Annotated in this window: 15 protein-coding genes; all 15 read right to left on the minus strand. The window is 45.0% G+C overall.

What is annotated here, in order from left to right; translation table 11 throughout:
* Nucleotides 1-12: 12 nt before the first annotated feature.
* The 15 genes from ABEQ74_RS27520 to ABEQ74_RS27590 all read right to left on the minus strand — a co-directional run bounded on the left by ABEQ74_RS27520 (nucleotide 13) and on the right by ABEQ74_RS27590 (nucleotide 24036).
* A complete protein-coding gene (locus tag ABEQ74_RS27520; RefSeq protein ID WP_430125386.1) occupies nucleotides 13-3546 on the minus strand; it encodes an S-layer homology domain-containing protein in 3534 nt (1177 codons plus the stop codon).
* 233 nt (nucleotides 3547-3779) lie between these two features.
* Nucleotides 3780-5009, minus strand: coding sequence for an alpha-L-fucosidase (locus ABEQ74_RS27525; protein ID WP_430125387.1), 1230 nt, complete (start codon nucleotides 5007-5009; stop codon nucleotides 3780-3782).
* A gap of 28 nt (nucleotides 5010-5037) precedes the next feature.
* Complete coding sequence (locus ABEQ74_RS27530; protein WP_430125388.1) at nucleotides 5038-6744, minus strand: ABC transporter substrate-binding protein; 1707 nt, start codon at nucleotides 6742-6744, stop codon at nucleotides 5038-5040.
* 127 nt (nucleotides 6745-6871) lie between these two features.
* Nucleotides 6872-7771, minus strand: coding sequence for a carbohydrate ABC transporter permease (locus ABEQ74_RS27535; RefSeq protein WP_430125389.1), 900 nt, complete (start codon nucleotides 7769-7771; stop codon nucleotides 6872-6874).
* A gap of 54 nt (nucleotides 7772-7825) precedes the next feature.
* Entirely contained in the window at nucleotides 7826-8821 is a 996-nt protein-coding gene (locus tag ABEQ74_RS27540; protein WP_430125390.1) for an ABC transporter permease, read from the minus strand.
* A 224-nt stretch (nucleotides 8822-9045) separates the two neighbouring features.
* Entirely contained in the window at nucleotides 9046-11310 is a 2265-nt protein-coding gene (locus ABEQ74_RS27545; RefSeq protein WP_430125391.1) for a helix-turn-helix domain-containing protein, read from the minus strand.
* 397 nt (nucleotides 11311-11707) lie between these two features.
* On the minus strand, nucleotides 11708-12490 hold the full coding sequence (locus ABEQ74_RS27550) for a hypothetical protein (RefSeq protein ID WP_430125392.1): 783 nt from the start codon (nucleotides 12488-12490) through the stop codon (nucleotides 11708-11710).
* Between the two features lie 41 nt (nucleotides 12491-12531).
* Nucleotides 12532-13089: a papain-like cysteine protease family protein gene (locus ABEQ74_RS27555; protein WP_430125393.1), complete on the minus strand. Its 558-nt coding sequence runs from the start codon at nucleotides 13087-13089 to the stop codon at nucleotides 12532-12534.
* Between the two features lie 257 nt (nucleotides 13090-13346).
* The gene (locus tag ABEQ74_RS27560; protein ID WP_430125394.1) at nucleotides 13347-13553 is read right to left on the minus strand and encodes a hypothetical protein; all 207 of its coding nucleotides are present in this window, start codon (nucleotides 13551-13553) and stop codon (nucleotides 13347-13349) included.
* A gap of 151 nt (nucleotides 13554-13704) precedes the next feature.
* Nucleotides 13705-14598, minus strand: coding sequence for a hypothetical protein (locus ABEQ74_RS27565; protein WP_430125395.1), 894 nt, complete (start codon nucleotides 14596-14598; stop codon nucleotides 13705-13707).
* A gap of 95 nt (nucleotides 14599-14693) precedes the next feature.
* A complete protein-coding gene (locus ABEQ74_RS27570) occupies nucleotides 14694-17444 on the minus strand; it encodes a GH36-type glycosyl hydrolase domain-containing protein (RefSeq protein WP_430125396.1) in 2751 nt (916 codons plus the stop codon).
* Between the two features lie 63 nt (nucleotides 17445-17507).
* Complete coding sequence (locus ABEQ74_RS27575; protein ID WP_430125397.1) at nucleotides 17508-20738, minus strand: cellobiose phosphorylase; 3231 nt, start codon at nucleotides 20736-20738, stop codon at nucleotides 17508-17510.
* 83 nt (nucleotides 20739-20821) lie between these two features.
* Nucleotides 20822-21658 carry a carbohydrate ABC transporter permease gene (locus tag ABEQ74_RS27580; protein WP_430125398.1) on the minus strand — a complete coding sequence of 279 codons (837 nt, stop codon included), beginning with the start codon at nucleotides 21656-21658 and terminating at the stop codon, nucleotides 20822-20824.
* A complete protein-coding gene (locus ABEQ74_RS27585) occupies nucleotides 21658-22548 on the minus strand; it encodes a carbohydrate ABC transporter permease (protein ID WP_430125399.1) in 891 nt (296 codons plus the stop codon). The genes ABEQ74_RS27580 and ABEQ74_RS27585 overlap by 1 nt, the downstream gene beginning before the upstream one ends.
* Before the next feature lie 141 nt (nucleotides 22549-22689).
* Entirely contained in the window at nucleotides 22690-24036 is a 1347-nt protein-coding gene (locus ABEQ74_RS27590) for an ABC transporter substrate-binding protein (RefSeq protein ID WP_430125400.1), read from the minus strand.
* Nucleotides 24037-24223 lie beyond the last annotated feature (187 nt).

A 24223-nucleotide genomic window follows, 5' to 3' on the forward strand; every position in this document is an offset into this window, starting at 1 on the left:
AGTACTCCTCAACTATTTTCTGACCATTTGCGCCTTCATTTTCAACAGAACGGTTACTGCTTCTGCTCTGGATGTTTGATTTTGAGGATCAAATTTGTTTCCGCCTTTACCATAGATGATACCCATTTCCTTCAATGCCGCCACTGCATCTTTTGCCCATACGGGTATGTCCTTGTCATCCCCGAAGCTGGTTGCGGCATTTGTTTCGATCGTTAGGTTGAGCGCTCGTGCAACCATTACTGCCATCTCTGAGCGTGTAATTGCTGCATTCGGACGGAAAGTATCGTCCTCTTTCCCTTTAATAATCCCCGCTTCTACCGCTTGTGCGACTGCCTTCTGTGCCCAGGATCCGATGTTCACCGTATCCTTAAACGTCAGATCAGCTCCATTTCCCTCCAGCTTTAATGCTTTCATCAGCATCACCGCAAATTCGGCACGTGTCACCATGCGATTCGGCTTGAACGTTCCGTCCGCATATCCAGTGACCAATCCATCGTTTACCGCTTGCTTAATGTTGGCCTCAGCCCAGTGTCCGTCGATATCAGTTAGTTTTATTGCTGGTTGTTCTTGCTCTTCTGATTTTTCTGTTGCGAGTACGGCAAATTTCGCAAAGTGGTTAATACTGCCGCTAACTTTGCCCGTATTCCAGTCAGCCTTGATATGGTCTAACGGAATCCATTCTCCTGTTTCTTCATTTAACCAATAGACGGCGACCGTATAGTCATTCGGATCCATCTTTCCTGCATCAAAAGGTAAGGTTATGATTACAGGTTTATCAAAGTTTCCGGCTAAGTTCTTTGTAATCTCATAAGTCCTACTGATGATTTTATTATCTTTTGGCCGCCATTCTTCCTTCAGGTTTGGCACGTCCTCTATATTTACTGTAAAAACACTTCTGAACACACCGACCGGAAATGTTATTTCAACACCTTGTATGGTTATCGTTCCCCCTTTGCTTGGATCCACTTGATTCAGGGGAGGTGCTGGCGATGGTATTGTAATTGGTGCAGTTGGTGCAGTCGAAACTGGTGTTGGCTGTGTTGGCTGTGTTGGCTGTGTTGGCTGTGTTGGCTGTGTTGGCTGTGTTGGCGGAGTTGGTGGAGTTGCTCCTGCCACAGAGACCGAAACGGTGCTTCCTCGCACCTCCTCACCGTTTAAATAAACGGTGAGGCTGTAGTTTTTCGTTTGGTAAGTTGTGTTTTTTGGTAATGCAACAGCAACTTCGGCACTATTGTCACTGCGGACAAACGCTGCTGCAGCTTCTATCCCGTCTACGTATATCTTTAAAGATTGACCTGTAAGATGTGAGCCTGTAATGGAGACAATCGTACTTCCCCCGTTGTGAGGAAGACTGGTTGGATTGGCAGAAATACCAGTCACAACAGGCACAGCAACCGTAAATCTTGCACTTGCTGCATCAAGCGTGTTGCGGCTCGCATTTTGCACCACATCTCCTTCCACCATCACATGGTATAGACCATCCTCAAGTGAATGGTTAAACGTTAGCGCAAATGTATGAGACGCATTGTCGTAGCTGCCTGTGAAGTCTGTGAACGGTTGACCATCCTTTTCCAGGTGCACAAGAGATTGTATATCGATATCCTCTACTTCTTCCCCGTCTATTATCCGGTATACGGCTTCGCTGACTGACAATTGGACGGCAGGCGGCCGGGAATGGAATACTTGGTTATCCGTAAAGCCGAAGGTAATGACAGGCTTGGTCGTATCGTACATGAAGCTCAAGATTTCAGACGCCTCGTTCTTGTGTCCGGCAAAATCGTTGGCCTCATCCGCCGTCACTTGCACGGTCACCATCTGGCCGCTCGCAGTGGGCGTAACGACAGCCGTGTAGGTCCTCTCATCGACAGCGGCAAAGTCAGTAATCGTAGCATTACTCACATGGATGCCCTCTGCGGTAAAACCTGTCACAGGTTCGCTAAAGGTCATCGTAATGGGAAAAGAAGCATTAACTATACCGCTTGCCGTGCTTGACAGGGTAACTATCGGCGGTGTGTTATCTAGAACAAAAGCATTTGAAACTAATTCGGCAACGTTGCCTGCAAGGTCTACCGCGCGAATGTGTAAATACCAGTTACCGTCACCGCTCGTTTGCTTCAGCGTTTCACCGTTCACGAAATTCTTCCATCCATCCGTAGGAACCGCACTGCTTTGTGTCCAGGCATATTCCAGCGAAGTTTCATCGACGTTGCTTTCCACATCTGTCACCGTTACTTTGCTTTCTGCTGTTTTAGCAGGTGACGCATTGCCATTCGGTTCGAATTCAATGTCGGGAGGAGAGGAATCCCTCAATACGGTAATTGTGTAAGTTTTGCCGGGTTTCATGTATGGCTCGACCCGAATCGGGATAACCGCCGAATTTCCCGAGATATCAACCATCGCTGTACTTCCGCTTGGCACCAGCTGATTGTTGACATATAACGCTCCATTATCGACGTCTTCAAGTGTCGCACTAATATGAATGGTTGATACCGTTGGGTCGATATTGGCCGTATAAGATAGATTGGATGGTGAGAACGGAGTGGCGAATGAACCTTCCTGCAGGGATAGACCTTCCAGGTTGTTATTACCTGGCACATTCGTTTGTCCGTAAGAATTAGAGCCCCAACCGACAACCGTGCCGTCTGCTTTCAGCGCCAGCGAATGCTCCCTTCCTGCCGATATGGCCACCACATCGCTCAATCCCGTTGGCACTTCACTTTGTCCTGAATTATTTAAGCCCCACGCGACAACCGTGCCGTCTGTTTTCAAAGCCAGTGAATACAAGTATCCTGCTACGATGGCCTTGACGCCACTCAATTCCGTTATATCCCCTTCACCATAATGATAAGTTCCCCAAGCGACGACCGTACCATCTGATTTCAGCGCCAAGGAATGCACGTATCCTGCTGAGATTGCCTCTACACCACTCAATCCCGCTGGCACATTCGTTTGTCCATAATAATAATAACCACGCGCCTCGACCGTGTGATCCGATTTCAACACCAGCGAATGATCAAATCCTGCTGCGATAGCTGCGACACCGCTCATTCCCGTTGGCAGTTCCTTCTTACCTACATAATAATAAGAGCCCCACGCGACGACCGTGCCATCTGATTTCAATGCTATCGAATGGTAGCCTCCTGCTGCGATGGACTTAACATCACTCAAACCTTCTGGCACGTTCGTTTGTCCATAACCATTATAGCCCCAGGCGACGACCGTGCCGTCTGATTTCAGCGCCAGCGAATGGTAGTATCCTGCAGCGATGGCTATGACATCACTCAGTCCCTCTGGCACCTTCGCTTGCCCAAAATCATTACGGCCCCAGGCGACGACCGTGCCATCTGATTTCAACGCCAGCGAATGGTAGGCTCCTGCTGTGATTTGGGTGGCTTTGATGGGTAAGGCAGGATCTGATGGCATAGACAATAGACCCTCGCCCCCCACTTTATCCGCTGCCAACTGATTTCCAAATGGAACGCTGAACGCGATGATGATGGAAAAGACCAGCAGCAGAGGCATCACTCTACTTCCTGATTTACGCATCCTTCTTTCTCCTCTCAATTACTGAACGTAAAGAATGGCATGTTCAACAAAAGCAAGATGTCATGTATTATTCTAATGGACTTTTTGGGTTAATTCCGTCTCATTTTCATCGCAATTTTGTCTCATGAGATCTAATCTGGAATCAGCCGCGCAGCATAAAAAAGGACCCTCAAATAGGGCCCTTTTTAAGCGCACTTCTTAAATTAAACTCATGAGAGCAATCTGCATTCGAATCATTCCACGTGGTATGCTGCCAAATTGCGAATCAAAGGCTTCTCCACACTGGAAAGGATGCTGATGCGCAATTGATCGGTTTCGACGGTGTCGAACCGGTCGATTTTTTTATGCCCAATCGCACTTCCACGCACTAGCTCTTTCCATTCGCCTTGACTGTATGCTTCGAGTACGTATTCACGTACACGCTCCCCATGGGCAATGTCTTCCATGATGATTACGTGATTTACTGGTTGGATATGCTCCAGATTCAGCAGCAGCTCGGCTCCTTCTCCACTCGTTTGGCCAACTGACTGCGCGAATCTGCGGCGGATTTCATCTCCGAATTCGATGACACGCTCCACATCCACTTCAGGCAGCAGCCCGCGGTTGTCTGGTGATATATTCAAGAGCAGCGTGGCGCCATGGCCGACCGAACGGTAATAAATATCCAGCACTTCGTCCAGGCTTCTTAAGCTTGCTTCGTCGTCAGGATGCCAGAACCAGTGAAGTTTGCGGATCGGAACATCGCACTCAGCCGGTACCCAAGACGGAGTCCCTTCCATCCAGGTCATCATATCGCTGGTGAACATGCTCTCCTTCGCTGTGGTAGCCGTGTTCCAACACGGATAGGGCGCGACGCCATCCTCATTCCCTACCCAGCGAATCGTCGGGCGCCCCATATTAAAGACCATTGCATCCGGCTGGTATTTATCTATCAGACCGATGATTCTATTCCAATCGTATTCCCTGCCTTGGGAACCGGCGCCGTCGAACCATACTTCGACCAGCGGTCCATACCCGGTCAGAAGCTCCGTTAATTGCTCCGCGTAAAAATTGTCATAAGCTTCTTTATCGGGATAACAAGGTTCATGCCGGTCCCAGGGGGACAGATACAACCCGAACTGGAGCCCTTCCTCTCTGCAGGCATCGGCAACTTCACGAACGACATCCCCTTTGCCGTCCCTCCATGGGCTGGACTTCACGGAGTAATCGGTCGTTTTTGTCGGCCACAGACAGAATCCGTCATGATGCTTTGCGGTCAATACCAGGTACTTGAAGCCGGCGCGTTTTGCGGTTCTAGCCCACTGCCGGGCATCAAGCTGCTCCGGATTGAAGATCTCCGGCGAATCCGTTCCGTCTCCCCATTCCTGATCGCAAAACGTATTCATACCGAAATGGCAAAACATGCCCATCTCCATATCCTGCCATGCCAGCTGCTGTGGAGATGGCTTTGCAAGTTCATTCATTGAATCATACACCTGCTTTCTATAAAGGTTATTTTCTCGCATCTAATGCTTTTTGATAGATTTCCAGGTACTGGCTCAGCTGCATTCCTTCCAGCCCTTGCACATAAGCATCCCATTCTTTATTGATATCTTTAGAACCTGTAATAAACTGGGCCATATTGGATTTTACGTAGTCGACAAGCGTTGTCTTGATCTGCGCAACGAGCTCGGCATCTTCAAGCGCTATGAACAGTCCTGTTGGATATTGCTCCTTGGATTGGTACGGTTCATATTCCTTGGAGACCTGATTCAGACGGGTACCGTATCCGTCGGGAGCGAGCGGATCCTGAGGAGATGTCCAGGACGCTCGGTAAGCATAGGTTCTGAGCGATGGACCGATCTGTTCCCAACCGTCATTATGCGTTGGCTTTTTCTCGGGGTCAGGAATAGCGGTATATTTAGCCTGCTTCCCATCGATATCCTTTTCACCGGACTCCGCTTTCCGCCACCTTGCACCCTCAGGACCATATTCTTGCAACACGATCGCTTCCTCCGTATATAAATAATCCGCTAACCGGATGGCGGCAATCTGCTGCTCGCTCGTCGCTTTATTCGTAATCGCAAATTGTGAGACTCCGATTCCCGCAAAATTCAGCGTCTGCTGCACACCATTCGGGCCTTTCAGCGGCGGCAGGGCAACATAGTCTTTATGACGAGGCGCCTTATCATCCATGCTGTAAGCATAACTGATTAATGCCGTTGAAAGCGCACCCATAATATTGTCTGGTTCGCGGTTGGCCATTTGTTGAACCGCATCCGCATTCTGCGTAAAGGCAGCGGGATCGATTAATCCCTCTTTGTACAATTGATTCAGATAAATGAGGCCTTGTTTCCACTCTTCTTTGTTTGCCGTAAAGTCGACTTTGCCATCGATGACGCGAAGGAACGTACCCGAACCCTTGTCGACGTAGTCATCAAGGATAAATGAGTTCATCAGGAAGGCGGATACGTTGCCTGCCCACATCTCATCCGAGCCTGTCAGCGGGATTTCATCTTTTTTGCCGTTTCCGTTCGGGTCTTTCTCTTTGAACGCCTTCAGCACAGTATAGAATTCATCGGTTGTTGTCGGCACAGGCAGTCCCACATTATCAAGCCATTTTTTATTGATCCACATTTTGAGCGCATTGTCACAATGATAGCATTCATTGACCTGCGGCAGAGCGTAAATGTTGCCGTCCGGACTCGTAATGGAGGCTTTCATGTAGGGGAGATCCTCCATAGCTTTCTTGATATTAGGTGCATACTGTTCAATCAAATCATTCAGAGGGATAAAAACGCCCTGCTGTCCATACTTCATCTGCTCTTCCTTGGTCAAATTCCCATGAAGAATGACTTCAGGATAATCGCCGCCGGCCAGCATGAGCTGCTTGCGGTCGTTCAAAGCATTATCCGGTACAAGGTCCCAAGCGATTTTGATGTTCGTCTTATCTTCTAGGTATTTGGTATATAAATTGGTATCCATGTTTTCGATTGAGGCCAACTGGGGTGCGAACATTTTAATGGTCATCGGTTCCTTCACGATCGGATAGGAACCGACAGGCGTAAACAAATCTTCATTTGCAGTATTGTTGTCAGACGTCTTGCCATCTGCCTGATCGCCGGAATTCGTGCCGCCACAGGCGCTAAGCAGCAGCATACAAGCCATCAAGCAGCTGATGAAGCTTAACCAGGTTTTCTTTTTCATGCTCTTTTCCATTGAACATTCCCCCCACTTATCATCAGTATTTCGGGCGCTTGGCCCCTTTCCTGTGCCGCCATGAGCTTTTGCCGTATCTGAATAATGTACAGCCTCACCTCCTTGATGTCATTATCGTTTTTCGTGATTAGCCCTTCAGCGAGCCGATCATGACGCCTTTGACAAAATGTTTTTGGACGAAAGGATATATGACGAGCACCGGCACGCTGGCAACAACGATCAAGGAATATTTCAGCAAATCCTTAAGCCCCTGCTGCGCCTGCATCTGGCTCACATCCGCCATCATGGAAGCATCGACTGTATTCAGGATTAGAATATTGCGGAGAATGATTTGAAGCGGAAACAGATCAGGCTTTCTTAAAAAGATCAGTGCATCAAAATAAGCGTTCCAATGGCCGACCGCATACATCAACGTCATAACCGCAATAATGGGTTTGGACAGCGGTAGGACGATGCTGAATATAAACCGGATGTCACTGCATCCGTCCAGCTCCGCGGCTTCCGCCAATTCATCGGGAATCGTGGTTTGGAAAAATGTCCTTGCAACGATTACCTGGAATACCCCAAGCGCCCCCGGCAATATCATGGCCCAGCGTGTATCCAGCAGATGGAGATTTTTGACGACGAGATAATAAGGAATCAGTCCTCCTTCAAACATCATCGTGATCACCAGCAGAACCATGAAGAAATTACGGCCGTAAAGCGTCTTCTTTGCCAGCGGATAAGCTAGCATAATCGTTAATGTTACATTGATGATCGTGCCGACGACGGTGTAAAAGAGGGAGTTCAGATAGCCGACGCCAATCTGCGGATTATTGAACACCGCCCTGTAGCCGTCCAGCGTAAAATCTACGGGAAACAGCCAAACCTTGCCCGTTACGACTGCTTGAGGCGAACTAAAGGACGAGCTTACAATGTAGATCAGTGGTACAGCTACAGCAATAAGAACCAATGACAAGAACAGATAGATCAAGAACATGAAGAGGCGATCGCCTTTCGATTCACGTATAGCGGTTTTATTGAACATAAAGTCTCCTCTCTTTCCAGAGGTGGTTTTGTTTTTTCACAAAGCGGGATATTCCTACCACAAACTGCTGTTAGACAGTTTTCTGGCGATGTAATTGACGGACACCAGCAGTATGAGGTTAATGACCGAGTTGAAGAGACCGATCGCCGTCGAGAAACTGAAGCTGGATCCCAGCAAACCAACCTTGTACACATAAGTGGATATGACTTCTGAGGTGCTTAAGTTAAGCGGATTTTGCATCAGGTATATTTTTTCAAATCCTAGTTTCATGATGTTGCCCAAATTGAGAATGAGCAGAATGACCGATACGGGAATGAGGCTCGGTATATCGATGTTCAGAATCTTTTGAATGCGGGATGCGCCATCCACTTTGGCTGATTCGTACAGCTCGGGGTTAACGCCGGACAGCGCCGCAATGTAAATAATCGCTCCGTATCCTGTAAACTGCCAGACATCCGACCAGACGTAAATGGACTTGAACAGACCCGGAATGCCCATAAAATTCGTATTACTCATACCAAGCATCTCAAAAAATTTGCTGATCATTCCAACGTTCGGCGTCAGGTTAACGACAATGATCGAAACCATGATGACCGTAGAAATAAAATATGGAGCGTAAGATACCATCTGCACCGTCTTTTTGAATAGACCGTTGCGAATTTCGTTCAGCGCGAGTGCCAATAGGATTGGTGCGGGAAAGCCTACGATCAATCCATAGAAACTGATGCCAAGTGTGTTTTTAATGTAGAGCCAGAAGTTCGGCGAATCGAAGAACTGGTGAAAATATTTCAGTCCGACCCAGTCGCTTCCCCAGATTCCCTTGATGACGTTATAATTTTTGAATGCGATTACAATACCGGCCATCGGTACGTATTTGAAAATGATCAAATAAAGAACGGGCAGCAGCAAAACGAGATACAGCTGCCAATGACGCTTAATTTGTTTTCTTCTTGACCTTCCTCTTCCCCCTTCTGGTAGCGCTTTCAATTGTAGGGGATGTTTCTGGTCCAGGCTTGGTTCGGTTTGAAGCCTAGAGTTCAGTCTCGGCATGCTGGTTAACTCCTTTCGTCCATTCCTACTTTCAGGTCCTTGCGATGTAAACCGAGTGTATACAACAATGTCATCCGGCAACAAGAAACAAAAATAAAATCGATTAACCTTTTTCGCCAAGGTCTCCTCGCAAAAAACGCATCAAGGTTTACTGGATGCGAACGGACCGCCTCAAAAACGGGTGCATTTCCAAGCAAAAAAGGCAGCGATGCAAAATCGCCGCCTTAACCGTTTTCTACTACTGAATCATTTTCTCCACGCTGCTGTGCCTTCCGGCCATTCCGGTATTCGCCCGGGGTAGCTCCAGCCGTCCTCTTGAAAACGCGGGTAAACGAAATGGCATGGGCGTATCCGACCCGCTCTGCAATCTCCTGCACGGAATAGTCCGTTTCCGTCAGCAGCCGCTTCGCTTCCTTCATTCGAATATCGATCAGGAAATCAACGAACCTGTGTCCGGTGTTTTCCTTAAACAATTTACTTACATATTTGGCGCTCAGCTGATACTGGTCTCCCAGCATTTCAAGGGAGAGATCGGGATTGGCATAATCGCGCTCGATTAGGCTGCATATGTTTCTGATCATATTGGAGTATTGGTTTCCATCCTGAATCTGTTTCATCTGTTCATAATGATCCGTCAGCACTTGTTTGATTTCCAGTCTCAGCTGCTCCAAGGAATAAGAATTGTCTACCTTTACTGTCAGCTTCGGCAATCCCTCCTGTATCCACTTGTTGTAAATTTCCTTGCCTAGTACCGACATTTCGCGGCCGATATAATAGATCAGGTAATTCATTAAGCTGAATATTTCATCATTGGTCAGGAAGCTGTTCTTCAGCTGTTCAAACCATTGATCGTAATCATCGCTCCAATGCTCTTTCAGCATTCTGAAGGACTGGATGATCGAGCGGATTTCCCCCAAATGCGTATAAACCTCCACGATGCCATGGCTCGAAATATCCTCGCTGCGGATCAGCCGGTTTTCACCGAGCACGATTTTATACTTTAAGGCTTGCATCGCATCTTTATAAGACTGCGGGATATCGCCAATCTGATCTGTGGATCCGCCTATGCCAATCGTAATCGTAAATTTCAAGTTTTGGTGTGTCCATGCCAGTATTTGTTCTGCAACCGGGACCAGCACGGCCTCCTCGAACTTGTCCTGATCCCGTTCTTCAAACAGCATAATGGACAGATTGGAAGGTGACGTCCATTCCGACCACAGCCGGCAGTCCCTTTTCGAAGCAATCTCATCCACGACCGTCCGCAGGGTGAATTTAAGCAGATCTTGATCGGTCTTGGAATAATCCCGGCAGAAATCCCCATACTTATCGATTTCAAGGATGAGGATACGATATCGATCCAACGGTTGCGGCAAATTCAGCCGAGCCGCTTCCGATTTCCATTCGGAAATCGACAGATGCGAATCCCCTTCGATCAGCTGGCGGAACATATACCGGGTCCTGACATGGAGATCCTCACGATATTTCTGCTGATATTCCTTGGATTGTTCCAGTATGTTGTCAAAGGCGGATTCGATAAAAGCAAATTCATCCAGCTTCCCCTTCTCCCGACCTCCGCTCACCACCGGAAGCGAATAGCTGCTAAACCTGGCAGCGATTGCCTCAATGGGCTTGGAATTTCGCCTGGAAACATAAATCATCCATATGAAACCGATGGCAATCATGCCAAGACCAATGATAAACCAAAGGTTATACAAATAAGAGATAGCGCTTACAAAACTGTTGTTCAACAAACCGCTGCCATATTTCCAATTCGTATAGCTTGATACATACTGGGAATTGACTTGAGATGGCGGACGATCCATCGAGGTGCCGAACAGATGATTTCCGGAAGCATCCTCAACCTGAATGAAGCTCATCTTGGAATCCAGCATGTCTTGGGTAAGCTTGTTCAAAGATTCCGCGCTCACATTGACAACGATCATGCCAAGATCGTTCTTCATATAAGGCGATCCTCTGACCAGGCTGACCACCTGTTTGCCGCCTTTCATCTTAAATTGTTCAAAGTTTCTCGCGCCTGTCCATTTCGGCGTTTTCGATACTTGATATTGCTCGATAAATTCATGATCCGGATATGTACTTATGAATCCATTCGTGGCATCGCTGAGCACATAACCGTCAGAATTCCTCACCAGATAAATCGAATCGATCAAGGGATAATAATTAATGATCTCCTTGAGCTTCTTAACAGCTTGGATATTGATATATGGATCGCTTGCGGCAGTAGATTTAAAGAAATCGTTCAAAGCCTTGCTGTTAATGCTCTCGAGGACGATCATATTGTCGATCACTTTCAAAGACGTGTCCACCATGCGCATCGCTTGCAAGGAAAGCGACTTATTGGCGCTCAGCGCCTCCCGCCGGCTCTGTTCGCTGAACAATTGAAAGAAAACAAAAAATATAAAGGTAATCACAATAACAAAAATGGGCATATAGGAGAGCAATAGACGCTTGTACCAGGATCTCTGCATGATCAACCCTCCCACGTTTTTTCATAAATTTTTTATTATTATAACTTAAAAAGCATCTTTTGGGTTATAGTTCTCCTTAGCCATTTGCTTCATGAGACTGGACGCAAATTCCGTCCAACATAAACAACGAATGAAAATACAAAAAAACCAAGGAATACACTCCTTGGCTATCTATTATCTAACTCACTAAATCATCACATTGTGTGAAGGTCAAGGCCCCCAATTATAATTTATAAATAAAACCTTGACACGATGTGCCCCCGACATATGAAAAGCCGATGTCTTAAATCAAAAGGGTCATCGCTGAGCACATAGCCGTCAGAAGCACTATATAAATCGAATTGATCAAGAAATTTTAATTTTCAATAGACTGGATTGTTAAATTAAGCTTATAACATTAATTCTTTGACGATCTCTCTAACTTCCGATAAGTTATTACTGCAATGAGCATAAAAAATGCACCCGCTAAAAATAAATATATATAACTATATTCATTTGAATTCGATTTTGAACTGAAATCTACTCCACTCGCTCCAGTCAATATATAGCCCTGATCGTCTGTTTGAGGTAACGCTTCATGATTTTTTTTCAGCTCTTCAATTTTTTCGAAAAATTCAGTTTTTGTTATTGAACTATCCGATTTTGTATTAAATATAATGTTAGAATCCTGCTTACTTATGTCAATCAGTCTTTCCTGTTTTCCTTCAATGTAAATAGCGTTAACTTGGTAACGGATATCGTTAATGAGCTTCACTTTGTCATTCTGTTGAATTGATGATTCAATCTTCTCGACTGAATCTGATATATTATTTTCATTACTAATTCTGAATATTTTCCATGTTCCGCTATCTTCATTAGAATAGATTGTTCCTACATCTTCCCCTTGAATTTCAATAGAGAAAATATAACCTTCAAATTCAAAGGAATTACTGTTATCGTCTGATAAATTATAATATGCTATGCCGTCAGAAAGCTGAGCATCGTTAAAGTTGTCTTGCTCAGAAACTCCATATTCTGATTTAAGCGAATTCAGAGATTCAACATAATTTTGTTTGAAATCATTTTCAATATATTTCTTAATTTTCTTATCTGGAAGTTCATTCGCAAAGCTAAAACTATTAATATTTATTAAAAATAGACTGCATAAAAGAAATACAGATACGATAATTTTCTTTTTCATTCTCATGATTCCTCCCAATAGTAACTTTTATCATTCTTCAGCTATTTCCAAGCAACAATAGAATTCACCCATGTCCAAGTACTATTACTTACAAAATTGTTATAAGCCATTATGTTGGCCTGGGCATTTGCTGGATCTATGTAATAAATATTTCTTGTGGAGTTGTCTGTGTTTTCATAAAATCCTTTAATGGTTAACATATGTCCGATACTCGTATTATACGTAATTGTCGCTCCCATATTCTTGTCGCTTTTTATATTGCTAATAACGCTCCCAAAAGATAAAGAACTCGTTGAAGCTGTAGAAGATATATTCCATTTTGCTAATGCAGTTTTCACGCTTAGCACAGTACCAGTATCATTTTTTGGCTCATTATAGATAACTGTAACGATTGCTGGCTGAGTTGCGCCTGTTTCACCGAGGTAATTAGCTAACATACTCCCTACAGCCGCCCAACACCATAATGTTTGTTGTTGCTTCTGAGGAGTAACAGAATTAAGCCTATAGTCTACATAAGCCATTGCACTTGATGCGAATAATGTTAACGAAATTAATAAACTTGAAATAACCAATACTAATTTACTTTTTTTATTTTTCATATTTTTCAACCTTTCTTTTCTAATGATATTTTTTTAACCCTAAAAGTAATCCTTGTTCGAACGCACCACACCCATTTTTGTAAATATTTTTCTTTATATCTCTTTAATAAAGAATATACCAAATTGTTACATTTATATATAGACACCAAGAACCATTTTATTACATATATGAGAAAGTTTTATTTGAAAATACGAATTCAATACCACGATTCCCTCCAGTCACTATGGCGAGTCGTTGATTGAATGGATGCATATTACTATTCATTTTGGTCGGCTCCCTTACTCAGGATTTCTTTCCAACTCGATATGCGCTCTTTTAAATGCGATTCTGCTCTTCTTAAGGTATCGATTTGTTTACTGATTTCTTCAAGCTTTTTTTCAGCAACTTTAATTGCATTTGGTAGACACTGATGTTTGACTTCCGCACTAAATGCACAATCGAAAAATGTGGTGATTTCCTTCAAGGCCCCTAATCATATGCATCGAAACCATCATATCGCATTCATTTCATAATCTATGAGCGATACAAAAAAGGTCTCTCCGCTTCAATCGGAAAGACCCTCCTAACATTATAGATATCTAATCTCTATTTCTAATTTTCCGCTCAGTAACCCTCTACTTCTTAAAAAACTCATATTCCCGTCTCCAACTCTGGCTCTCTCCAGGCTGAATCGCAATCTTGACAAAGACCTCCGGTGAGACAACATGCCCTACTCCCCATAAAGCCATGGAAGCGACAGGGAAGTTATCCCACTCCCGAATGCCCACACCGCTTGGCTGGTGAACAAGCTCCCAGGTTGGACCGGACACATTACTGATCTCAGGCAATCGCCCATAGAAAGGCTGGCTCGGAATTTCGTTCCACGATACCTTCATATCCTGAGTACGCAGTACAGACGGCGTGTATTCGGGGTCCATATCCTGTGTCTGCATCATAACCGGAAGCGTCATCTCATATTCCGGACTGATAGGGTGTTGATCCACACGAATAAAATTATGCACATATTCATGCGTCTGAATGGATTTTACGCCGGTATTATGAAGGTGATACTCCAGAATTAATCTAGAGTCCTTTATTTGAATACTCTTGATATACTCCACTGCATAACCGTTACAATCTTGAGCGTGGACTTTATATCTTGCCGATTGCGCTGCAATATCCTCGTCCATACGATAAGGTTCAACCGGATACATGCGCGCGAAGTTATAGTCTGCTTCATCAAGACGGGTCAGCTGCCCCACTCCAATCTTCGGGAACTTGCCTCCAGGAAGCGCCTCGTCATATCCGATTGGGTCAAATATACCAAATTCGTTGCAAAGTCCTTCTCCGCCTGTCCCCTCATTCGGAATCAAGCTTTCAGGGACACAGAAGGTATGGAGTTCATCCTGCTCATCCTTCCAGCTCACCTGCGTAATAAAACCCGTCCAATCAAATCGTGTTCCACGATAAGCTTCTCCTATAGAAGCGATCTCGACAGATAGTCTATCATTCTTTAAATTGTATCTCATGATTTCCCCCATTTTTCGTTCAATTAGTAGATTAAAGATCGAAACCCTAGCTATTCTTGCTCCGGCTAGGGTCTCATATCTAATCAGTTCATTCCTTATTTAGCGAAAAGTGTAACCTCTATCGTGTGGGGTTGATCATCCGCTAACGCGTTCAGCAGCTCACGATCTAGCAGACAGCCATGATCTGCAGCTGCATAAGAGATAATCTCACCATTCAACTTTACTTCTTGCACGCGATATTGTCCATAATCAAGCTTGCTTGCATTGCGATAGATGATACGCAGTTTCTTATCAGCGAACAACGTCTCGACAGATGCTTCCCCATTCACATCAAACTGCTGCTCTACAAGCTTCGGTTCCAAAAGCAACTTGCCCAGCTTCCCTTTTACACCGAAGACTTCCGTCAATTCCGTGAGCAATAGCCAGCTGGCCGAGCCTGTCAGAAAATGATACATTCCACGGCCTTTCGCGTTGATATACTCCGGAATTCCAGGATAGATGCGGCTGCGCTCGAAATCACTGCTAAGTTCATAGACCGATTCAAGCACCGTCCGGCCTTCACGGACAAAGCCGCGCTTATACAGTGCGTTCGCATACATGACCGTCATATGGCTAAACATCGCACCATTTTCTTTATGACCGAACGCAAAGCCGAATGCACGGCCCAAATTCTGCTGAATGCCGCCAAAACGCGAATTTAATCGATAACCAATCTTGTCATCCTTCAGGAATTGATCTACCGACCGTACTGTCTCACGAATTTGTTCTTCAGTTGCGACACCACTCATGATCGGGAATACTTGTCCGGTCAAGGTCATGCGCACACCCTCTGGTGTATCTCCCTCTACACGTTCACCATCATTATTGTAATAGCCATTGAACCAGCTGTAACCATCGCTATTCTGAATCCATTCATTCTGACGAAGATGCGAGATCATCCAGTCCGCTTTTTTCATCAGATCTGCAGCGAGCTGCTCGATATCAACAGACACTTTAACCCCGCTTACCGCTGTCAGTACTGTATTGTAATAACGCTCCAAGCGTTCACGCTTATCTGCTATTGATGAATAATCAACTTTCTCTGCTGTCAATGTATCTAATAAATCCAGCATCTCCTCATTGATCTCTACATCGCTTATTCCCGTCATTTGCTTCACTTGCAGCAGCATGTCGCTTAAATCCTTCAGATTACCAGCATAGAATGCAGTGAACGTAACGCTCTCGCCCAGCTTGGTCGCCATATCCAGGCCATCGTTCCAGTCTGCGCCTTCAAGTAAAATATTGTTGTTTGCGCCCACATGATAGAACGGAATAACATTTTGGATTAATATATGCTCGAGAATAGTGCCTGTATAAACGGCTCCATCTGCTGTCTTCAATTGCTGGCCCGCCTCGGGAGTCCATTGATCATCACGCGCTTTCGCACGCTTCACGAAGGAATCTTTGAAATACGTCTGCGGCTCGAACAGGAATTCAGTATCTCCGCTCTGATCCAGGTAGAGCTTTGTCGTTAAGAACGGCCATGCGCCATGATCCATCCATACCCGCGGGATATTGTTGCGGTCTGCACGGAAATCCCCTGGTTTAGAACCGATAATAGTTGCATTACTGCCGTCCATACGCACGCCAGCATAGTTATTCCACAGGAGATTACGTACATCTTGGGGCTCCATAATGAGCAGCGCCAAACAGTCCTGCCAGAGATCACGCCAACCGCGGCCGCCACGTCCATAATCATGATGCGGCAAGAAGGAACAGCCATACAGACGACGTAATACCGGCTGCAGTGTTACCCACTTCATCCATTCATCATGATTGGAATCGCCGGAATGAAATTCGACCGTTCCGACTTTCGCTTGCCAGAATTGTTTATTGTCCTCTAGCAGCGCATCAAAGCGAACCGCAGACAGATAATCCTTCTCATATTGTTCTTCATTCACGCGTCCATTCGTAATCGCCATGGCAATCACATAACTTGCCGATTCGCCTGGTGCGAGGTTACGATCTTGAAAGCGCAGTGCTCCGACAGTCTCATACCCATCAATCTCAGCTCCGCTAGTCTCATGCGCTGCCGCATTCGTGACGATAGCTTCTGGCCAGTCATAGCTGCCACCTTCGCCTATGAACTCTTCCCCAATTGGAAAATATCCAACTGGAGCTGTTCCATCGGCTTCACTTCCGAGAACAGAATACGCGGTCTCATTCACCCGGTGTCCGCGCTCATCAAAAGATAATGTCGGCTGCACTTCAACACCATGCTTCATCGTATATGTACGATGGAGCAAGGAGGTTACATGCCTGTGATCACGAATATCATCTGCTGAGCGCGCGTAGAATGGAATTGCCGCTGTTGGCGTTACCCGGATTTCCTTGTCACTTATATTCGTAATTTTCACTTGCATGAGTTCGACTTTATCGTCCGTCATTGGTACAAAACTCGTGGCTTCGGCACGAATACCGAACTTCTTATTCTGACGTGTAACACGATGCCAGAGTAATCCTGCCTCCAAGTGAACCTCATCTGCATCATCCATATTCCCGATGCGGGAAGTGATCTGACTTGCCGAGTTCCCGGCTGCAGACCAAGCTCCCTTTCCTTCTACATACACCCAGAAATTTCGTCCTGCCCGGGAATTATGCAAATCCTCAGCGGATACAGGCGCTAACAGGAATGAGTTCTGATCCGCCTTACTGTCACCATGCCATGTTGGTGTAACGGATGACATCATCCCCGCTTCGTTCACAAGCGGAAAATAAAGATAACTGCTTCGATCAGGGTTCGCTAATTGGAATTCCCCATGCTTCCCTGTAAATGTCCAACCTGCTGTTGGTTTCTTCTGTGTCATGTTTCTCCATCCCTTCAACTCAGCTGAACCTGCTCAATGTAATGCCTTGTATTAATCCGTCCGTTACTGTAATGTAACTTCGATTCGGCTCACTTCTCGATTACGTACAAGTAACGCATGCTCCTCATTCAATACGCTCTTCACCACATGAATTGTCCGGCCATCTTTCAGCGTCAATACCATATCGGACGCCTTGGCCCCGTGCTCTCCAAACGTGTCTTTTCTTGAAGGATTATGATAGACAACCTCAATCTCACCCAAGAACACAGCCTGGAGCGTATCGTTATCATCGAACAACCAAGCTGGCAGTACCGGCTGCAGCTGATGCTGAAGGCGTCCTTCTTCCATTACGAATGGATGCTTGCCCCACATCATTAGATTCCACATGGATATAAACTCAGCTGTAGATCCACTTAGTCGAGCAACAAAGCCCCTTCCGTGCAGTGAAGGATCAGGGTTTACACTACTGGCGATGAAAGAGCTGTTCTCCAGTGTGCTCCGCCCATAAACAGCAGGATCCAGGAATGGTACAAGACCATGCTTAATCTCGGTGAAGAACTCGTTATAAAGCTCTCCCTTCAATAATTCCAATAGATATTTGTATGACATATGCAAGAATACAGATCCGTTCTCCAGCCAGCCTGGTGTAAATGCTCTGGAACGTCCGATTTCCGGAGTCGTCTCAGCCAGAGAGGCATTTACCTTGTACATTTGAAGCTTGCGATCATACAGTTCTGTCTCTTGAATGCGCTGATAAAGATCGCGTTTGCTTTCAGCATCCGTGATTGTCTTCATCGCACGCACAGGTCCTTCCAGGAAGTAAGGCAAATCCACCCTGCGGAATGAAGTCACCCGTACGAAAGGCTGCCCTTTTGCGTTCGTCCGCGGCCCTTTATAAGGTTCAGTTACAGGTTCATAATCCACTGCCTCGTAAGCAAAAAACGTTGGATAGACGCCGTTACCGATTTCCAGGCCTTTAGCAATTCCCAGCTCAACATGCTGCAGGAATTTATGAATAGCCTGCTTAATATCAGAAACCGCAAGCTCGCTTAACTCACCATCGAAGCCAAAACGAACTTTCTCGCGATAGGTTTCACGCGCACTAGACACCTGATCCCAATACTTGAAGGCATCCGCTGGGGCCTGAGAGGAAGCTAGATATTGATCCAATAAAGCTTCAACTTCTTCCAGTAATTTAGCCAACTCTACAGGGATAGAGATTGTCCGCTCACAACTATCCACCTGTTCGATGAAGGCAAGCACTCGCTGCAGCTCGCACAATTCCCCGAAGCCTGAAGCGAATAGGCCAGGCAAACCATTCAGGGAATCATTCCATCCCGGTTTGTTCGCTTCCATCTCCACACCAATCCCTTCCGGATCAAGTGTGGCAAATTTCAGCAGTGCCAGGGATACTAATTTTTCAAATAAGCAGGTCTTATAAATCTCACCATGACCTTGCTGTGTACGAACCCATGTCTTAAGGGTCTTACGGGCATTAAGCAGATGTTCTTTCTCTTCGCTCTCACGCAGAGCTCCGTATCTCCGAACCTTGCCGTCCGTAAGTACCGTCTTCTCATCACGCGGAAGAACGTCAGCAGGGCTGTCATAATACATATAAGATCTATCATCAAACAGCAGTCGTTCTTTCTGATCCGGATATACGGACAAATAGCTCTCAATCAGATCCATATTATAGGTCCAGTGATCAATCCAGTATCCTTCACCGAACACAGCTTCCGCATATTGCTCCGACTCAGATAACACTTCGAGCAAAAATGAGTCTGCATCCACGTTTAGTTCTATGCGCTGATTCTCGATAAATTCAAGCAGGCCGCCTGGTGTAAAGGAATTGCTTAAGAAGCTCGAGACCTTCGTCACGTCTTGTTCGCTTACCCGTGACATCCAGCTTTGCGCCGCGTCATCTTTTAGACGGAAACTGCACCCTTGAATGACAAGCGGGTTGTAACCGTCAGCTTGAATAAAGTTCATGAACATTTTCACGTTAAAATCCTTCACATCCGGATTCATTAACGTATCAGTGCGGCGGTTCTGATTCGCATCCCGGAAATTTCCGTTTCCTTGTGAATAATAGCTCGGTGCCACAGTAAAAAAGTTATAATCCCGCTCCAAATCCCCATGTTTTCTGGAATACACATGATAAATGAACGGTTCTTCCGGGTTACCACTATCCAGTGTAATCGGATGTCCGCCACGAAGGGCATTGTCCATATAGCATTGGCGACAATACGCATCAAAGCGCTTATCCGCAGATTTCGTTGCGATTACATTCGTCAATTGCTCCGTTAACTCGCGAGCTTCACTCAGCTTCTGTGCAATATATTCACGGCTAATAAGCTCCGCTTGTTTTGCATTAATATGCTCTACATCATGTACATGCCCAATGAGGGTATACACCTCATACTTGCCTCCCGCTGGAAGCGTCGTATCTACCGCCGCAAAGCCACTTGGTACCTTATTTGTCGTTACTTGCGGTCGTGTCATCAACTCTTGAAGAGATGCGTCACTGAAGCTGTCAGCTGTGATCAAAGAGCTATTACTTCCAAATATAAGATCTGCATCCACAATCGGAGACAGAACTTGCTCTTTAACGCCATCATCACCGAAGGACAACATAAAATGCCCACCCTCAATGCCTGTAACCTCAGCTGAATCCGCTGTGCTGGCGCGCAGTTTATAATACGGAATGTTCTGCTCCAGATTATAAACCTCCATCCAGCTTTTCAGTGTATAACCAAGCTCCTTATATGCTGCATTCGATAACCCATAAGGGAGAACTCCTGGCAATCCATCAATCACTTCAATCTTCTTCTCTTCCGAGTGCAGATTTTGAATCGTCACTTGGCGTACCAGAGCAGCGAAGGATTCATTCGGCAGGATAAAGTAAGTCACCTTCACCGCAATCCCTCTAGCCTCATCAACAGATTCAATCTGCAGTGTATTCGCTTCAATCGTCATCCGCTCTTGGATGGAAGCTGATCCGTTCTGATATGAAAAAGGCTCATGCACCTGACCATCAAGCTTTATAAACGTACGAAAGCCTTGTAATGGTACCGCTTGATAAGACTTGTTAGCAGGTTGAAACTCCAGGATAGCACCATCCTTGTCCTGCACTCCGAAGCTTGCAATCCCTTGCCCACGATTGACATAGAAGCTCCACAAGGGCTTTCCTTTCAATCCCGCTAATCCTGGTAAAAAGGAAGAAAACGGCTTCAATCGGTTATAATCTGTTATCACAAAGCGACCTTGATCATCAAATATGTACTTCTGTTTCATCTAGACCATCCCCTCACATTCAAAATATGCATGTCTCTACAAACGAATGTTCAGTAACATAGATAGAACCGCAAGTCGTAATCCTACGACTTAACGGCCCCATCTAATGCTCCATCTACGATGTACTTCTGAATAAATACATAAAGAACAATAAGCGGTGCGGCAACGATCGTAATTCCACATGCAAGCAGCGGCCAGTTGTTTCCGTACTGTCCTTTGAATTCCTTCAAGCCTGCAGTAATCGGCCAGTTGCCTGGACTGGACAAGTACATGATCGGTCCTACAAAGTCATTCCATGTAGCGATCGCTGTCAAAATAACGCCTGTTGCAATGATGGGCTTCATAAGCGGCAATGCAATCTGAAGAAGAAAGCGGCTGTATCCACAGCCATCCATACCCGCAGCTTCGTCCAGATCACGGCTAATGGATTTGATATAACCTACGAACATCATAAATACGACGCCTGTGCCCGATGTCTTAAGCAGGATGTAACCGAATTGTGAGTCATACCCCATGAATGGCAAATGATCCTTAAAGAACAACATCAGCTTAAACTGCGAAACCATCGGATTCGGCAGAAATTGAGACATGATAAAGAAAAAGTAAATGAGTCCGCCCCACTTCACATAACCACGTGCTATAGGAAACGCAGCGAAGAGGGAGATCAGAATCGTAAACACTGTGGAAGTTCCCGTATAGAGCACGCTATTCACGAAATAGTTCGAGAAAGAACCTTGCTTCCATGCTTCTGTATAGTTAGAAAAATTAAAATTCTGAACAATTCCAAGCGGATCCAGCAAATAATCATTAAATGATTTAAACGATACATTGAATACGAACAGGAGTGGAACCACATAAAGAATGAGCAAAATCGCGACTAATAAGTAGGACAGGAGGTTGACTGATTTTGATCTCTTCATTAATATTCCACCTCCCGCTGACGCATTTGCTTGACAGCAACAACAACAAAGACCAGGACAACAAGGAACTGCAGTACAGACAAGGCGGCTGGAAGCCCCATATCGAGACTGCCACGGAAAGTTTCTTTATAAACGTCATAAGCCATGGTTCTTGTATTGAAATTACCGTCTGTGGTAGCCAGAATAATATCGAATGTTTGCATTGCACCAATGATAGATAAGAGCATATTTACGGTAAAGGATGGAGCGATAAGAGGGAATGTAATGCTTCGGAATGCTTGCCAGCGACTCGTTCCATCAATATGTCCAGCTTCATAAAGATCTCTAGGTACAGATTGCAGACCTGCGAGAAAAATCAGCATGGAATACCCCATGTACATCCAGATTTGTACGAAGATGATGTAGTTAAAGGCATGAGTAAAGCTTCCAAAGAACGTATCCTTATACCCGAATAAACTATACAATTGTTGAACTGGACCACTGATTGGATCAAACATCAAAGACCAGATTAGAGATACTACCGCTACACCCAGTACAACAGGTAGGAAAAAGACAGCGCGATAAGCTTTATCTCCTTTCAGCCTTTGGTTAAGAACAACAGCAACGAGCAGCGCAATACCATTTTGCAGAATCGTTACAACGAACATAAAGTATAGTGAGCGACCTATAGAAGCCCAGCGTTCTGACGAGTTACCTGAAAACAACAAGCTTTTATAATTATCCAAACCGACAAAATTAACTTCAGTTCCCGGAATATTCTTCATATCCGTAAAAGAATAGATTACCGTCATTACGGAAGGCCCTGCATAGAACACCACATATAACAGAAGTGGGATGAGTAATAGCAAGTAAGGAATTAATCGCTTACTACCTCTTCCGAATGGATACATAAAGTACACCTCGCAATTCCTTTTTCACAAATTCTAGAACTTCATCCTCACATTGCGGTAACTCAAGGAGTACCTGTGATATGAATTACAGGGTCTGAACAAGTACTTGTTCAGACCCTGTAAGCAGACATTATTCAATAACTATTGCTTAGGGGCAGCACTGTCCCACTCTTTTTGTTGAACCTCTGCTAGTTCCTTCGCAGTCTTGAATTCACCGCCTGGAGCCAAGTACTCTGTATGAACGCCTTCTGCAGCCAAGTGCTCTCCAACGTTTTCACGGTTAATCATCAAGATTTCATAAGCCAATTGGAAGCCATCCATATATGGCATAACTTCTTCATCAAAGAATTTGCTATCTGTTTTTACATCTGGCATTGTAGGCAAGAAACCTGCTGCTTTAACAAATTGTGCGTAGATATCTGGCTCGGAGAAGAACTCAAGCCATTTAATGGCTCCTTCTTTGTTCTTACCTTTCTCAGCTACGTACCAAGTCATATCGTATTTACCAACAAGAGCTTTATTCACATCTGCATTTTCAGTTGCTGGAATTGGGAAATAACCAAAATTCAAGTCAGCGTTAGCTGCTGCAACCGTTGGAGCTTCCCAAGAACCATTCGGCATCATTGCTACTTTGCCTGTTGCGAAGTAAGATGGAATTGTACCGTAATCAACACCCATAAATCCGTCCATCGTGTACTCATCTTGAATCGTTTTCATTTTTTCTAATACTTCAACGGCATCCGGATCTGTAAATTTGGAGGTACCCTTCCATACGCCTTCGATAAACTTCTCTTGATCGCCGCCGCCAAGGATATGTGCTTGCAAACCGAATGCAGGCAATTTAAGAGGCCATACATCTTTACCTGCCATACCGATTGGAGTAACACCATTTTCTTTCAAAGTATCATTCAGCTTAATGAATTCACTCCATGTTGTTGGAACATCCAATCCATATTTCGCAAAAATATCTTTGTTATAGAAGATACCAGACATCACAACTTTACCTGTTGGGATACCGTATACTTTGCCGTTATATGTACCAGCTTGTTCAATATCGCTTGGGACATAGTTTTTAATAAAATCTTGACCAGTCAAATCTGCGATGAGACCGGAATCAATCCATTGCTGCCAATCCGGCACTTTTGCACCAGGAGTCCATTCTTTAGGCGAAAGTCTCATGCCTGACAAATCAGCAAAGATATCTACATCACCAGCAGTAATCCGAGTACGGCTTGCTTGTTTGTATTCATCATCAGGTCCTGTCGTTATGTACTCGATCTTGTATTCAGGATATTTCTCTTCAAATTGTTTGTTGATGTCTTCAAGTACTGTATTGATGTTACTTTGCTTCCAGTGAAGCATTTTAATTACTTTCTTCCCTCCGGATTGATTGGATCCAGAGTCAGCAGATTTGTCGCTTCCACCGCATGCTGTCAAACCAACAACGAGCGAGGATGCAAGTAGTAGTGCAGACAATCTTTTCAACATGAGATTGACCCCCCAGTTTATTTTGTAATGACTTATATTCCGAAACATTTCGAAAACGTTTTCCATTTAATCAAGTATATATGATTTAAGATCAACGAAATTTTCGTAATATTCGATGTTTATTTTCCGAAATTGTTTCGTGAACCTATTATTGCACCACTTCATGCACTTGTAAAGAGATTTTCTT

The sequence above is a fragment of the Paenibacillus solani genome (assembly GCF_050475945.1).
Lineage (GTDB): Bacteria > Bacillota > Bacilli > Paenibacillales > Paenibacillaceae > Paenibacillus_AQ > Paenibacillus_AQ solani_A.

What these genes read in the sequence shown, in the direction of transcription:
- ABEQ74_RS27550 (WP_430125392.1), bottom strand. Translation starts at nt 12,490, where the DNA reads ATGAAAAAGAAAATTATCGTATCTGTATTTCTTTTATGCAGTCTATTT.
- ABEQ74_RS27590 (WP_430125400.1), bottom strand. Translation starts at nt 24,036, where the DNA reads ATGTTGAAAAGATTGTCTGCACTACTACTTGCATCCTCGCTCGTTGTT.
- ABEQ74_RS27545 (WP_430125391.1), bottom strand. Translation starts at nt 11,310, where the DNA reads ATGCAGAGATCCTGGTACAAGCGTCTATTGCTCTCCTATATGCCCATT.
- ABEQ74_RS27585 (WP_430125399.1), bottom strand. Translation starts at nt 22,548, where the DNA reads ATGTATCCATTCGGAAGAGGTAGTAAGCGATTAATTCCTTACTTGCTA.
- ABEQ74_RS27555 (WP_430125393.1), bottom strand. Translation starts at nt 13,089, where the DNA reads ATGAAAAATAAAAAAAGTAAATTAGTATTGGTTATTTCAAGTTTATTA.
- ABEQ74_RS27575 (WP_430125397.1), bottom strand. Translation starts at nt 20,738, where the DNA reads ATGAAACAGAAGTACATATTTGATGATCAAGGTCGCTTTGTGATAACA.
- ABEQ74_RS27540 (WP_430125390.1), bottom strand. Translation starts at nt 8,821, where the DNA reads ATGCCGAGACTGAACTCTAGGCTTCAAACCGAACCAAGCCTGGACCAG.
- ABEQ74_RS27535 (WP_430125389.1), bottom strand. Translation starts at nt 7,771, where the DNA reads ATGTTCAATAAAACCGCTATACGTGAATCGAAAGGCGATCGCCTCTTC.
- ABEQ74_RS27570 (WP_430125396.1), bottom strand. Translation starts at nt 17,444, where the DNA reads ATGACACAGAAGAAACCAACAGCAGGTTGGACATTTACAGGGAAGCAT.
- ABEQ74_RS27580 (WP_430125398.1), bottom strand. Translation starts at nt 21,658, where the DNA reads ATGAAGAGATCAAAATCAGTCAACCTCCTGTCCTACTTATTAGTCGCG.
- ABEQ74_RS27520 (WP_430125386.1), bottom strand. Translation starts at nt 3,546, where the DNA reads ATGCGTAAATCAGGAAGTAGAGTGATGCCTCTGCTGCTGGTCTTTTCC.
- ABEQ74_RS27525 (WP_430125387.1), bottom strand. Translation starts at nt 5,009, where the DNA reads ATGAATGAACTTGCAAAGCCATCTCCACAGCAGCTGGCATGGCAGGAT.
- ABEQ74_RS27530 (WP_430125388.1), bottom strand. Translation starts at nt 6,744, where the DNA reads ATGGAAAAGAGCATGAAAAAGAAAACCTGGTTAAGCTTCATCAGCTGC.
- ABEQ74_RS27565 (WP_430125395.1), bottom strand. Translation starts at nt 14,598, where the DNA reads ATGAGATACAATTTAAAGAATGATAGACTATCTGTCGAGATCGCTTCT.